The organism is Micromonospora auratinigra (assembly GCF_900089595.1).
Classification (GTDB): Bacteria; Actinomycetota; Actinomycetes; order Mycobacteriales; family Micromonosporaceae; genus Micromonospora; species Micromonospora auratinigra.
Genome location: NZ_LT594323.1, coordinates 5,604,847 through 5,618,614, shown reverse-complemented (window position 1 = coordinate 5,618,614; position 13,768 = coordinate 5,604,847). Strand labels below are relative to the sequence as shown.

The window sequence follows — 13,768 nt, the reverse complement described above, 5'->3', positions numbered from 1 at the left end:
CCGTCGAGAGCCGGAACAGGATCGGTCGCTGCGGATGATCAGGTCCGTCAGCGCCGGACGCCGGCGCTCACCGCGGCGATGAACGGTTCTTGCCATGTCGGGTCCGCCAGGCCCGTACGATGGCTCAGGGCTTCGTCGTCGCCCGACACCCCGCGGCCCCCGTCGAACATCCCTCGCCAGTCCTGGACCGGACGTCAGTGGAGGGGGGCCGATGACGGCCGACCGAGCAGTAGGGCTGGCCCGGGAGGACGAGGGACCGCAGCGGGCAACCCTGCTGGAACTGTTCCTCGATCTGGTCTTCGTCGCCGCGCTCGCCCTGACGTCACGAACCCTGGCCCAGCGGCTCGACTGGGTCGGGGCCTTCCAGACCGTGGTGCTGCTCCTGGCGATCTGGTGGGTCTGGTCCGTCACCGCGCTGGTGACCGACCTCTACCACCCACAGCGGCCTCCCATCCTGGCCATGACGCTCTGGGTCATGCTCGGGACCCTCCTGATGGCGGGCACCCTGCCCGACGCCTTCTCCGACCACGCCCTGGTCTTCGCGAGCGCATACGTGGCGATCAATCTGGGGCGGGGCCTCTTCCTCGTCGCCACGCTGCACGACCGCGCGGCGCACCTGCATCCCAGCCGATTCGTCTTCTGGTTCCTCGTGTCCGCCGTACCGTGGCTCGCCGGCGGCCTCGTGACGGGCCCGGCGCGGGGCCTGCTGTGGACCGCAGCGCTCGCCATCGACTACGGGTCGGCCTGGCTGCGCTACCCCACGCCCCGGCTCGGTCGGATACCCCTGTCCCAGTACACGGTGGCAGCCGACCACCTGGCGGAGCGCTACCAGCAATTCTTCACCCTCGCCCTCGGCGATCTGGTCCTCGTCACCACCCTGACCTACGCCGACAACGACGCGACGATCAGCCGCAACGCGGCGCTCCTGCTGGCCTTCGCCGTCACCGTGCTGCTGTGGCAGATCTACGTCCACCGCGCCGGCGCCCTGCTCAAGGCCACCATCGAGTCCTCCCGGGATCCCGGCGGGTTCGTGCGGTCCGCACCCAACACCCACCTGCCATGGTGGCCGGCGTCGTCGCCGCCTCCGCCGGCTTCGAGGTCGTCATCGCCCACCCCACCGACCACACCGCCCCCTGGCTGGCCGGCATCATGCTCGGCGGACCCGCGTTGTTCCTGGCCGGACGAGCCCGCTTCGAGTACGAGGTGTTCAGCCGGGTGTCACCGTCCCGGCTGATCGCCCTGCTCCTGCTGGGCGTCGCCGGCCCGGCGCTGCTGCTCGCCCCCGCACTGGTGGCCGGGCTCACCGCCGCCCTCGTCCTGGCAGGAGTTTCCATCGCGGACGGCGTCCGGGCCCGCGGGAACCCACCAGAGCAACCCAGGCCCTCGATGTAGCTGTCGAGCGGCTGAGCGCGCCGCACCCGAACCGTCCCGGTGCCGGGGCCGCGAGCAGGCAGAACGCCGTGCCAGGGTCGTGTCAGGGGGGTGACAGGCCGGCCGCCCATGGTGGTCGCATGACAAGTTCAGCGATCGCGGTCTCCGGACTGCGGAAGGCGTACAAGGACAAGGTCGTGCTCGACGGCATCGACCTGGACGTCCGCGCGGGCACCGTCTTCTCCCTGCTGGGTCCGAACGGGGCGCGCAAGACGACGACGGTGAACGTCCTGACCACGTTGGTGCGGGCCGACGGCAGGTCGGTGCGCGTCGCCGGACACGACGTCACGACCGAGGCGAGGGCGGTGCGGTCGGCGATCGGGGTCACCGGTCAGTTCGCGGCGGTGGACGAGCTGCTGACCGGGCGGGAGAACCTGCAGCTGATGGTGGACCTCAGCGGCCTGCGTGCCACGGACGGCAAGCGGGTCATCGGTGGACTGCTGGAGCGGTTCGAGCTGACCGAGTCGGCGGACAAGCCGGCGTCGACCTACTCGCCGACCGGATCGCGGTACTCGACCAGGGGCGTCTCGTCGCCCAGGGAACCCCCGACGAGCTCAAGCGGCAGATCCCCGGGACGCACGTCCGGCTCCGGTTCGCCACCGTCGCCGAACTCGACGCGGCCGCGCGGGTCCTCACCGGGTCGATCCGCGACGACGAAGCCCTGGCCCTGCGGGTTCCCGGCGATGGCGGGACGACGTCGCCGCGGGCCCTGCTGGACCGGCTCGACGAGTACGCGATCAGCGCCGAGGAGTTCTCCGTACAGACCCCCGACCTCGATGACGTCTTCCTCGACCTGACGGGCCGTACCACGGAGGTGGCCGCGAAATGAGCAGCAAATCCCACTCGATCGTCATGTTGCGTCGAAACTTCCTGCACATCGCCCGTAACCCGACGTCGGTGTTCAACGCGGTCCTGATGCCGATCGTGCTCATGCTGATGTTCGTCTACATGTTCGGCAACGCGTTCAGCGTCGGTGTCGACTACATCGACTACGCGACACCGGGGCTCATGCTGCTGGCCGTCTGCTACGGACTGGGGACGACCGCGACCGCGGTGAACTCCGACATGACGAAGGGCATCATCAACCGGTTCAACTTCATGCGCGTCTCTCGTGGGGCCGTGCTGACCGGCCATGTCGTCGCCACGGTGCTGACCAACCTGGTCGCCATCGCGGCTCTCCTCGGGGTGGCCTTCCTGCTCGGCTTCAGCCCGTCGGCGGGTCTGCTCGACTGGCTCGGCGCGATCGGCATCATCCTGCTGCTCAGCTTCGCGGCGAGCTGGCTCACCGTCGCCCTCGGGTTGTCGGCGAAGTCTCCGGAGACGGCGGGTCTGGCCGCCGTACCGCTGATCATGCTGCCGTTCTTCAGCAGCGCGATCGTCCCCGCGGAGAAGATGGGAACCGGGCTCCGGCAGTTCGCGGAGTACCAACCCTTCACCCCGATCATCGAAACCCTGCGCGGCCTCCTCAACGGCGCGCCGTCCACGGGTACGGCGCTCACCGCCATCGCCTGGTGTGTCGGCATCGCCCTCGTCGGATACCTGTGGGCGCGGCCCCTGATCGAGGAGTACTACTTCCGCGGGTTCCTGCTGCCCCGCATCGCCCACCTGCGCTGGGGGGGCGCCCGTGCTCAACACCGTCCTGTTCTCCGTGTACCACTTCTGGTCGCCGTGGACCGTACTGCCGAAGATCATCTTCTTGTTCCCGGCGGTCTGGCTCGTCTGGTGCAAGCAGGACCTTCGGGTGCCGATCGGGATGCACCCCGGCACCTGCCTGCTCATGGCCACGGTGGGCACCCTCGCCCTGATCCTCATGTAGATCTCGTTCGCGCTCAGGTTGCGAGGTCCGCGGGTGCGCCGTTTCCCTGCTGCTCGTGTCGGGTCGACCGCACGAGCGGCAGGAGGCGGTCACGTCGGCGCCTGCTAGCTCGACCGTCCGGCCGGGCGGTCCGGATTCGTTCACCCACGATCCCGCACCGCCACACCGACGAGAAGGTCAGGGTCGATGCGCCGCCCCGCCGACACATCGTCGAACGTTCCCTGACCCGGATCAGCGAACACGGTCGCTGCGTCCGCGAATACGGGAGGGCGGTGAACGGCACGGAATGCGATGATCCACAGCTATGGACGCGGTGACACCGCAGGACGCCGGCGAGGTCGAGTTCCGGGTTCTGGGAGCCGTACAACTCCATGTCGCCGGTGACGTCGTTCCGCTGCGCGGCAAGCACAGGTCCCTGCTGTCGGTGCTGTTGTTGCAGACGAACGAGGTCGTCTCGATCGACCGACTCGCCGAGGCGATGTGGGGATTCCCGCTGCCCGGCAACGCGTCCGGCCGGGTTCGTACCCTCGTCTCGGAGCTGCGGCGCGCGTGGGGTGCCGGTGGCAGCCCGATCGTCACCGAACCGCCGGGTTACCGGTTGCGACTGACGGCCGGCCAGTTGGACCTCGACAACTTCGCCACCGCGATGGAGCGAGCCAGGCAGGCGTTCGCCGGCAGCCAGCCGCAGGCGGCGGTGACCCACTTCGACGAGGCGCTGGCCTGGTGGCGCGGCGCCCCGCTGGGCGGGGCGAGCGGGCCGTTCATCGAGGCCCATACCGCCCGGCTGGCGGAGTTGCGGTTGCGCGCCGTGGAGGAGCGGGCGGAGGCGATGCTGGCCGCCGGCTGGCACGTCGAGGTGATTGCCGAGCTCGACCGGCTGCTCGCCGAGCAGCCGCTGCGCGAACGGCCCTACGGACACCTGATGACCGCGCTCTACCGGGACGGGCGACGTGGCGAGGCCCTGGAGGTGTACCGGAGACTCCGGGCCCGGCTGAGCGAGGAGCTCGGGTTGGAGCCGACGTCGCAGTTGCAGCGGTTGCATCGGCAGGTGCTGACGGATGACCCCGCCCTGGTCGGCGCACGGCCGCCGGCCGCCGAGCCGGCGTCGCCGGTCACCGCTCCGATCGCCCCGCGTGCCTCCGCCTTCGTCGGTCGCACCGGCGAGCTGTCGCAGCTCGACGCGCTCGCTGCCGAGCACGAACGACTGGTGCTCGTCGTCGGCCCCGCCGGAGTGGGCAAGACGACCCTGGTCGCGAACTGGGCCCGGCGCGCGGCATCGCGGTTTCCGGACGGGCAGCTCTTCGTCGACATGCGTGGTTTCCACATCGGTCAGCAGATGACACCGAACCAGGCCTTGCCTCTGCTGTTGATTGCCCTGGGGGTGGCGGTCCAGCAGATTCCGGTGCACGCCGATGGGCAGACCGCGCTGTACCGGTCGCTGTTGGCAGGTCGACGAGTGCTGATCTCGCTGGACAACGTCGCCACCGCGGCTCAGGTGCGCCCCCTTCTCGCCGCCGGTGCCGGCAGCCTGGTGCTGGTGACCAGCCGCGACCGGCTCAGTGGACTGGTGGCGGTGGACGGCGCCCGGCGGATCAACCTCGACGAGTTGCCCGACGCGGAGGCCGTTGAGGTGCTGTCCCGCACCGCCGGCGTGGCTCACTCCGGCGACGACCGCGCCACGCTGCTCGAGCTGGCGAGACTGTGCGGCGGTCTTCCGCTGGCCCTGCGCATCGCCGGGGCACGGCTCGCCGATCGGCCCGACCTCGGGCTGCGCCGGCACGTCGACGAGTTGACCGCGGACGGTCCGATGGCCCGGTTGAGCGTGGTCGGTGACGAGGGTGCCAGCGTGCGAGGGACCTTTGCCCTGTCGTACGAGGCGCTTCCGCCCGGACCGCAGCGGATGTTCCGGCTGCTCGGCGCGGTGCCGGCCCCGGCCGGGATGTCCCCGGCCGCGCTGGCGGCACTCGGCGGCTGGTCGGCTGTCCCGGTCGAGTCGACGATCGACGTGCTCGCCCGGATGCACCTGGTGAAGATCACGGAGCAGGGCCGGGTGGTCTGTCACGATCTTCTGTTGCACTTCGCCGCCGAACTGATGGCCGAACACGATCCGGCTGACGAGCGAAGCGCCGCCGTCGACCGGCTGTTGCACTTCTATCTGCACACCGCGGATCGGGCCGCCGTGGTGCTGATCGGGCGGTCGAGGTTGCGCCTGCCCCGCGACCCCTTGCCGGCCGGCGTGTCCCCCGTCGAGCTGGTCGACCAGGCCCGAGCGCGGGAGTGGGTCGACGTGGAGTGGCCCAACCTCGTCGCCGCGCTCGACGACGCCGCCTTGTCCGGGCGGCACCGGATGGTGGTGCAGCTCGCCGACGCGATCCGCGACTTCCTGCAGATGCAGGCATCCCCGGCGCAGGGTCTGCAGCTCGTGCGGACCGGCCTCACCGCCGCCCAGCGTGCCGGTGACCTGCGCGCGCAGGCCGCCATGCGACAGAGCCTCAGCTACCTGCACTGGCGTGCCGCCGACTATCAGGCGGTGCTCGACGAGTGCCGGACGGCCGCCGCGCTCGCCGAGCGCGCAGGCTGGCAGCAGGGCCGGTCCGCGGCTCTGTGCAACAGTGGCATCGCACTGGCCCAACTGGGCCGGACCCCGGATGCGATCAGCCAGCTACGGCGGGCGTTGGCCATCGACCGGGAGATCGGCGACCGCACCGGTGAGGCCGGCAAACTGATCAACCTGGCCGCCGCGCACGAGCAGATCGGGGAGCTGGCCGCAGCGGCCGAGTTCTGCGAGTCCGCGTTGCCGTTGGTCCGCGAGACCGGCCAGCACCAGGCGTGCTGCATCGCCCTCGAGAACCTCGCGCGGGTCCGCCGCGAGCAGGGCCACTTCGATGCCGCACTCGACGCACTCAGGCGGGCGCTCGACATCACCAGGACCATCGGCGCCCCGCGGGAGGAGGTCGCCGTGTTGACCACCACGGGACTCGTGCACTGCGACACCGGGGCGCTCGACGCCGCCGCCAGCGCGTTGACGAGGAGTGTCGAACTCGCTCGGCACACCGGGGACATCCGGCTGGAGGGCTTCGCCCACATCGGGCTGGCTCGGGTACGAACGCGCCAGGGCCTGCTGGACCACGCCGCTGAATCGCTCGCCACCGCCCTGCCCCTGGTCGACCGGATCACGCATCACCGGGCCAACGTGGAGACACTGCTCGCGCGTGCAGAGCTGTGCGTCACCGCGCGCGAGCACCAGACCGCCCGTGAGCACGCCACACGCGCCCTCACCGTGGCCGCGGAGTCCGGGTACGCGCTGCTGACGGCTCGGGCGCACAGCCTCGTGGCCGCGGCCGGCCTCGGCCTGCGAGACCTGGCGCTGTGTGTGGAACATTGCCGCCGGGCCCTGGCCGTGCAACGAAGGACGGGGCAGCGACTCGGCCAGGCGGGCACGCTCCTCGTGCTCGGCCAGGCGCGCCGGCAACTGGGCGACACCGATGTCGCCCGATCGTACCGGCGGCAGGCTCACGCGATCTTCCAGCAGCTCGGCGTCGCACCGTCGGAGCTGCCCGCCTGACAGTGCGGGATTCGACCACGGCACCCGCGCCGTCGTGGGAGACCGGCGCATTCCCGGTGCCCAGGGCGACCCGTGAGCGAACCGGACCGCGGGGAGGGAAGAGGCCAGACGATCTCTGCCCGTCCCCGCTCCCCGCGGTCCGACCCGCCACATCGCGGCGGACCGCCCGGTCAGTGGTCGTTGCAGAAACGTGCCACCCTCAGATCGTGGCTCTCTTCTGCGTGCCACCCATGATCGACACCGAATCCTGGTAGACGAAGACGGTGAACAGGATCTTGTGCCCCTCCGCCATGTCGTAGTCGCAGGTCACCTTGGTCCCCGCGCCGTTGGAGTTCTTGCAGATGCCCTCGCGGGCGTAGTCCGTCTGCCAGTGGACCTCGACGTGGTAGCCGTCGGAGTTCTCGTCCGTCACGGAGAACCAGTCGCCGTAGCTGTGGAAGCAGGAACTGCCCGCCAGCTTGACCTTCCAACCGTCGGTGGGATCCTGGGCCGACACCGTTCCACAGGTCACCGTGTCGGTCGTCGCGGCGCTCGCGCTCCCGGCCGTCGCGCCGAGGAGGGCCAGGACAGTGCTGGCGACCACCGTCGTTCGCCTCAGCTTCATCACGTTTGCGTTCCTCCTCAGATACAGACGGACACGTCGGCCGTGCAGTCGGTCGTGTACTTGCCCCGGACGTACGTGTTGCCGTCCCAGATCTCCAGGTACCACTTGATCTGGTAGCCCTCGCGGAGGTCGTAGTCACACTTCTGGTAGTCGCCGTTCCCGCTGGCGATGCAGGTGCCGCTGCGGCCCCACGACTGCCACCGGACCTCCACATGGGCACCGTCGGCCAGGGCGTCGTGCACGCTGAACCAGTCGCCGTAGGTGTGCCAGCAGGCCAGACCTCCGGTCACGTCGAGGCAGTGGGTGTACTCGGCGCTCGCCGGTGCGGCGGTGCCGACGACCCCCACCAGGGTCAGCACGGCCGCCGCGGCGAGTCCGCCGAGAGTTCTTCTTTTCCGCATGTACGTCTTCCTTTCCGGCCACCGCCGCCCGAGGGGTGCAGATTGCGGTACGGCGGCTCACCAGGTCGATGTCCTCTGGCGCTGTCGAAATCAGTGGTCGTTGAAGAACGTGCTCAGATATGTGCCCTCGCCGCTACCGGCGAAGTCGAGCAGATAGTCACGACCTTCCTTCAGGTTGTAGATTCCGCCTTCGCCGGCCCGGTGAGTCGCACAACTGCCCGCGCCACTGTTGACCGCTAGCGTGTACAACCAGTCACTCGCGTAACTGACCGAGACCCAGGCGTTGTGTCCGTTCGCCCGCGTGTCGCACACGGAGATCACGTCGCCGTATTCCTCGACGTAGACCGTCACACCGTTCGCCGAGAACACGTGGTCCCAGCCGTCGCCGGGGGGTTCGGGGCTGGCGGCGGCGCTACCGGGAAATGCCACGACGGCAGCGACGACGAGGGCCGCCGTACCTGCGACAGCACGACCAACGCCAAGCTTCATGACAGCCTCTTTCAGAATCGGCAGGTGCCGACGATCTCGATGGGTATCCGGTGCCGCCCTGATGGATCGGTTCTGTGTCCCACCTCCCGCGCCCATCCGGAAGCAGAGTCAGTTGCGGCCGGCTATTGCCGTCGATCTCTGATCCAAGCAGCCGGATGCCCGATTCCCGCCCGAACGGCGCCCGCTGGGTCGAGCGGACCGGCCGTGGTGTTCAGCGGGTGGCGACGTCGACCAGGATCCTCGACAGCTCGTCCGGTACGTCCCGCATCAGGTTGTGACCACCGGCCAGTGCGTGGGTGGTCCAGCCGGGGTCCGCGCCGAGCCTCCGGTAGACGGGCGTGAACGGGGACTGGTCGGCCCAGCCCGCCGCGTACACGTAGTCCCGGCGGCGCACGTGCCCGAGGTCGCCGGTGAGCCGGAGTGGCTGGAGCACCGAGGCGATCGGGTGCGGCGTCGCCCGGGCGTCGAAGAACGGCAGCGGCCGGGAGGCGCAACCGGTCTCGTCCACGTCGGCGTACCACGCCCGTTCCTGGTCGGACACCAGGGACCAGCAGGAGTCGCCGTCCCCCGGCACCACCGCGTCCAGGTAGACGAGGGAGTCGACCCGGTCCGGCGCCCGGTCGGCGGCACCGGTGATCACCATGCCGCCGTAGCTGTGTCCGACCAGCACCGCGTCCCGCAGGCCCTCGCCGTGGAGGACGGCGAGGACGTCCTCGATGTGCGTGTCGAGGTTGACCGTGCCGTGCAGCAGGTGCCGGCGTTCGGCCACGCCGGTCAACGTCAGCGGGTGGACGGTGTGCCCGAGGTCGCGCAGCCGCTGGGTGAGGTGCGCGAAGCACCACCCGCCGTGGCACATTCCGGGGACGAGGACGAAGGTGCTCATGCGCGTACTCCATGGGTCGGTGACGTGTGGTCGGGGGCCGGCGCGGCGGATCGCCCGACGAGGGCGACCGCGGCACCGGCGGCGCAGAGGACCGCGGTCCACGCCAGGGGGGCGGCGGTGGAGGTGCGGTCGGCGACCAGACCGGCGAGCCAGGGGCCGGCGGTCTGACCGGCGGCGAACACCGCGGTGAGGGCGGCCAGGGTGGCAGCCCGGTCGACGGTCGAGGTGTGCGTCCCGACCAGGGCGGTGACGGCGGCCGGTACGCCCATGAAGGTGGCCCCGTACACCAGCGCGGAGAGCAGGACGACCGCCGGTGCGGACGAGACCAGGGCCAGGGCGGCGCCCCCGCCCAGCACGGCGAGCAGGGTGGCCAGGGCGCGACTGCCGGGCCAGTCGGCGATCGGGCGGCTCCACAGGACGGGTGCCGCCGTCACGGCGGAGCCGAGCACCGTCCAGGTGAGCACCACCTGCGCGACGGAGGCGTGCCGGTCGGTCAGGTAGGCGGACAGGAAGGTGATGTAGGCGATGTAGCCGGTGGCGAACAGCAGGTAGGCCAGCGCGGCCGCCAGCAGGGGCCGGAGCCGGGCTCGGCCGGCTCCGGCCCGCGGGACGCCGCCGGGGCCGGCCGCGGTCCAACTCGCCCCGGTGGCCAACGCGGCGGCGATGCCCAGCACGAGCCAGGCCAGCCGCCAGTGCGCGCCGAGCAGGGGCACCGTCACGCCACTGGCCAGGATGCCCAGCCCGGTGCCGGCGAAGTACACCGTGATGGGCATCGCCGAGTCGGCCCGGGTGGCGGCCTGGGTCGCGATCACTCCGCCGGCGATGAAGACCACCGCTCCGGTGGCCCCGGACAGGGCCCGACAGGCGAGCAGCAGGTGGTCGCCGGCGGCAGCGGTCGCGGACAGCGACCCGGCCGTCAGCGCCATGCCCGCCCGGAACGCGGTGGCGGCGCCGAGCCGGCGGATCAGTGCGGCGGCGAGCAGCGCGCCGAGCAGATAGCCGAAGCCGTTGGCCGCGCTCATGACGCCCGCGTCGGCCAGGGTCCAGTGCAGGTCGTCGCGCATCGCCGGGAGCAGGAGCCCGTACGCGAAGCGCGCGATGCCGAGCGCCGAGGCGGTGCCCAGGGCCAACCGTACGGCCTGCCCCACCCCGGCGGACGCGGTCGGCGTCATGGCCCCCCCCTGGATCGAACCGATCGGTACGAACTCACCGGATGCTAGCAAGAGAACGAACCGATCGGTACCATCCGTGTCATGCCAGTCCCGAAGGGCTCGACGATCGACCCGGAACGCACCCGCGCCGCCATCGTCGACGCGGCCGCCCCGCTGCTGTACGAGCGGGGCCTGGACGGCATCGGCGTCGCCGAACTGTGCACCCGCCTCGGCGTCTCCAAGGAGACGCTCTACCGCTACTTCGGCAGCAAGGAGGGCCTCATCGAGGCCGTGCTGGCGGCCCGCAGCGAGCGGGTCACCAGCTGGATCGCCGAGGCCGCGACCGCCGCCGGGGACGATCCGCGCGACCAGCTCGCCGCCGTCTTCGACGAACTGCACCAGTGGTACGGGGAGCCGGACTTCCGCGGCTGCGCGATCCAGAACGCCGCCGCGCAGCACCACGTCGGCGCGGTCCGGGCGATCACCGCGCGCCACCTGGACCGCCGCCTCGACCTGCTGACCGCCATCGCCCGCCGCGCCGGCGCGGACGACCCGGACGCGCTGGGACGACAACTGCTGCTGCTGGTGGAGGGTGCGACCCTGGTCGCCGCACACCACGACCGGGCCGGCACCGCCGCTCACGCCAAGCGTGCCGCCCTGGCACTGCTGGGCGGCTGACCGACGGCGGCAGGTGCGGCCGAGCCACCCACCGACCACGACCGCGAGAGCCCGGATCCGCGATGCGGGAGGCCGGACCGCACCGGGAACGGCGGCGGGCCCGGCGCGGAGGGTGTCCTCCGCGCCGGGCCCGTTCCCCGCGGCTCGGTCAGGCGGCCGCGCAGGTCGCCGTCGTGCCGGGACCGGTGCCGGTGCCCTGGAAACCGAAGTTGGTCGTCTGGCCGGCGCCGACGTGCCCGTTGTAGCTCACGTTGGTGAACCGGACGGTCCCGCTGGTGCCGCTGGGCTGGGCGCTCCAGGTGCCGGTGATGGCGGCACCGCCGGGCAGCGTGACGGTCACGGTCCAGCCGTTGATGTCCGCGGACCCGGCGGTGACGTTCACGCTGGCGGTGAAGCCGCCGTTCCACTGGTTGACCGCCACGGACGCGGTGCAGCCGTTGCCGGTCGGCGGCGGCGTGGTGGGCGGCGCGGTGGTCGGGGGCGGCGTGGTGGGCGGAGCCGTGGTCGGCGGCGCGGTCGTGGGCGGGGGCGTGGTGGGGGCGGCGGTGGTGGGCGGCGCGGTGGTGGGCGGGTTGGGCGCGCCGTTGGCCAGGCTGTAGGCCAGGTCCGGCTGGAACGATCCGGCCGCGTAGCGGCAGCCGTCCGCCTCGCCCGGCGGCTTCACCCAGAGGTACGCGTCGATGTTGCCGTCGCCGGTGCTGGTGGTCGGGTACGTCCCGATGCGCCGGTCGGTGTTGTCGTCGGCGCACCAGTCCCCGCTGGCGCCGCCGTTGCGGCTGGTGTCGATGACCTGACGCTTGCCCGAGATGCCCATGCCGTTCAGGGCGGAGATGACCGCGCGGCCGAAGTTCGCCTCGTTCGAGGTGGGGTTGAAGTTCGACACGTTGGTGAAGAAGCCGTCGGCGTACTGCACGCCGGCCGCGCGGAGCCGGTTGGCCGTCTCACTCGCGCTGTTCCAGGTGGAGTGGCCGCCGTCGAGGTACACCTTGGCGTTGGGGTTGGCCGACTTGATGGTCCGGGTCGCCGTCGAGATCGCCTGGTCACGGGCGCTGATCTCGCTGCCGCTCAGGCAGGTCTGGAGCGCGAGCGAGTCGGTCTCCAGGATGATCAGAACCGTCTGGTTGCCGAGTCCCCGGGCGAAGTTGGACACCCATGTCTGGTACTGGTTGAGGTCCGGCGCGCCGCCCGCGCTGGCCCCGCCGCAGTCCCGGTTGGTGATCTCGTACACCGACAGCACCGGGATCTGCTGTGCCGCGTTGGCCGCGCCGACGAACCCGGAGACCTCGGACTGCACCGTGGACGGGTTGAAGTTGGCGAACCAGCGGGCCTGCGGCTGACTCGCGATCTTGTCACGGATGGCGGCGGTCCGGTAGTCGCCGGGGTTGGCGGCGACCCAGCGGACCACGGCCGAACTCGGGTCGCGGTAGAGCGATCCGGAGACCGTACCGGCGGATGCGCCACCGGCGACCAGGCAGACGCCGGCCACGGTGGCGCCCGCGGCGGCTGCCATGCCGATGGCCGCCGATCTGCGGCGGAGCGAGGAGAGGGTAGCCACGACGTGTTGCCTCCTGGTCACATAGATGTTTCTACATGGGAGCGTTCCCATGGACGGTAGCGGAGGCACGCGTCGCTGCCAAGATGTCCGGACGGGACCGCCTTCGCCGACCTGCCCGGAGTGGCCCGGCCGTAGCACCGAGTGGCGACGACAAATGGCTTGCCCCACGCCGGGGCGGGGGTTTCACTGCTCGGCATGAGCTTCCCCGCCCCGGTCTTCGTCGCGGGCACGGGCCGTTCGGGAACGTCACGGATCGCCGACATCATCGGCGAGCATCCGCTGATCCACCGGATCCCCATGGAGACCCGGTTCCTCGTCGACCCGGGCGGCCTGCGGGACCTGGCCGACGCGCTGACCGTCCGGTACGACCCCGAGGTCGGCGAGGACGCCCTGCGCCGGCTGAGCGAGTTCCTCACCGTGCGGGTGCCCGGCCGGCGCGACGATCGCGGCCGGACCGTGCCCGAACTGGTCGGCGGGCAGCGTTACCGGGACGCCGTGCACCGGCTCTGGCCCCGGCTGGTCGCGGACACCTACGACGAACCCGCGCCCGCGACGGGCTTCGGCGACGCCGACCGCCCCGCCGGGCCGTTCGCGCCGTCGAGCCGCCGACGGGTGGTCCCCCGGTACTTCGCGGACCGACGGGAACTGCTCGGGATCCTGCGGGCCCTGGTCGACACCCTGTTCGGCGGGGCGGCCGCCGACGCGGGCAAGCCGACCTGGTGCGAGAAGACGCCGTTCAACCTGCTGGCCATGGATTTCCTCTGGGAGCTGGTCCCCGGGGCGACGATCGTGCACATCACGCGGCACCCGGTCGCGGTGCTCGCCTCCCACCTGGCCCAGCCCTGGGCACCGCCCACCGTCGACGGCGCGCTCGCCTACCTCGTCCCGATCTACCGGCGCTGGTTCGCCTGGCGGGACACCGTCGACCTGACCGGCCGGCGGTACGTCGAGGTGAAGGCGGAGGACCTGGCCGCCGACTGGCCCGGGCAGCGCCGGGCCCTGTTCGCGCGGCTCGGCGTCGACGACGTCGCCACGCCGTCGGCGTTCGAGGCACACCGGCTGGCCGGCCGCGCCCACCAGTTCGACGACCGGACCCGTGGGTTCGTCGACGAGGCGCTCGGCGAGATCGTCCCGGCCATGGGATACGCCTGAGGCCGGCGCTCCCCCGCTGCGGCCCGACCGGCGAACGCCGCCG

At 71.4% G+C, this 13,768-nt stretch carries 9 protein-coding genes and 3 pseudogenes; 6 read left to right on the top strand and 6 right to left on the bottom strand.

Annotated elements, in window-relative coordinates; all coding sequences use genetic code 11:
• Positions 1-94 precede the first annotated feature (94 nt).
• From GA0070611_RS25540 to GA0070611_RS25520, 4 genes and pseudogenes are all read left to right on the top strand, one after another.
• A pseudogene (locus tag GA0070611_RS25540) lies at positions 95-1,392 on the top strand (low temperature requirement protein A).
• 119 nt (positions 1,393-1,511) lie between these two features.
• Positions 1,512-2,260, top strand: a pseudogene (locus GA0070611_RS25535) (ATP-binding cassette domain-containing protein).
• Positions 2,257-2,982: pseudogene (locus GA0070611_RS25530) on the top strand (ABC transporter permease); the annotation flags it as partial. The pseudogenes GA0070611_RS25535 and GA0070611_RS25530, both read left to right, overlap by 4 nt.
• A 569-nt stretch (positions 2,983-3,551) precedes the next feature.
• Complete coding sequence (locus GA0070611_RS25520) at positions 3,552-6,812, top strand: AfsR/SARP family transcriptional regulator (protein WP_091669499.1); 3,261 nt, start codon at positions 3,552-3,554, stop codon at positions 6,810-6,812.
• Positions 6,813-7,011: 199 nt separating this feature from the next.
• On the opposite strand, the gene GA0070611_RS25515 is transcribed toward GA0070611_RS25520, so the two are convergent.
• The 5 genes from GA0070611_RS25515 to GA0070611_RS25495 form a co-directional block, all read right to left on the bottom strand.
• Positions 7,012-7,416, bottom strand: a complete 405-nt coding sequence (locus tag GA0070611_RS25515; RefSeq protein ID WP_091669496.1) for a hypothetical protein — start codon at positions 7,414-7,416, stop codon at positions 7,012-7,014.
• Positions 7,417-7,433: 17 nt separating this feature from the next.
• Positions 7,434-7,817, bottom strand: coding sequence for a hypothetical protein (locus GA0070611_RS25510; protein ID WP_157740387.1), 384 nt, complete (start codon positions 7,815-7,817; stop codon positions 7,434-7,436).
• 90 nt (positions 7,818-7,907) lie between these two features.
• Complete coding sequence (locus GA0070611_RS25505) at positions 7,908-8,306, bottom strand: hypothetical protein (protein WP_091669488.1); 399 nt, start codon at positions 8,304-8,306, stop codon at positions 7,908-7,910.
• A gap of 211 nt (positions 8,307-8,517) precedes the next feature.
• Positions 8,518-9,189 (bottom strand): alpha/beta fold hydrolase, encoded by a 672-nt coding sequence (locus tag GA0070611_RS25500; RefSeq protein WP_167604470.1) that lies wholly within the window; start codon positions 9,187-9,189, stop codon positions 8,518-8,520.
• Positions 9,186-10,361, bottom strand: a complete 1,176-nt coding sequence (locus GA0070611_RS25495; RefSeq protein WP_197675795.1) for a YbfB/YjiJ family MFS transporter — start codon at positions 10,359-10,361, stop codon at positions 9,186-9,188. The genes GA0070611_RS25500 and GA0070611_RS25495 overlap by 4 nt, the downstream gene beginning before the upstream one ends.
• A gap of 81 nt (positions 10,362-10,442) precedes the next feature.
• On the opposite strand from GA0070611_RS25495, the gene GA0070611_RS25490 reads away from it, so the two are divergent.
• Positions 10,443-11,018, top strand: coding sequence for a TetR/AcrR family transcriptional regulator (locus GA0070611_RS25490; RefSeq protein ID WP_091669480.1), 576 nt, complete (start codon positions 10,443-10,445; stop codon positions 11,016-11,018).
• 148 nt (positions 11,019-11,166) lie between these two features.
• Here the strand turns inward: GA0070611_RS25490 and GA0070611_RS25485 are convergent, their stop codons facing one another.
• Positions 11,167-12,528 (bottom strand): glycoside hydrolase family 6 protein, encoded by a 1,362-nt coding sequence (locus GA0070611_RS25485; RefSeq protein WP_231921565.1) that lies wholly within the window; start codon positions 12,526-12,528, stop codon positions 11,167-11,169.
• A gap of 240 nt (positions 12,529-12,768) precedes the next feature.
• Between GA0070611_RS25485 and GA0070611_RS25480 the strand changes: the two genes are divergently transcribed.
• On the top strand, positions 12,769-13,725 hold the full coding sequence (locus GA0070611_RS25480) for a sulfotransferase family protein (protein ID WP_231921218.1): 957 nt from the start codon (positions 12,769-12,771) through the stop codon (positions 13,723-13,725).
• Positions 13,726-13,768 lie beyond the last annotated feature (43 nt).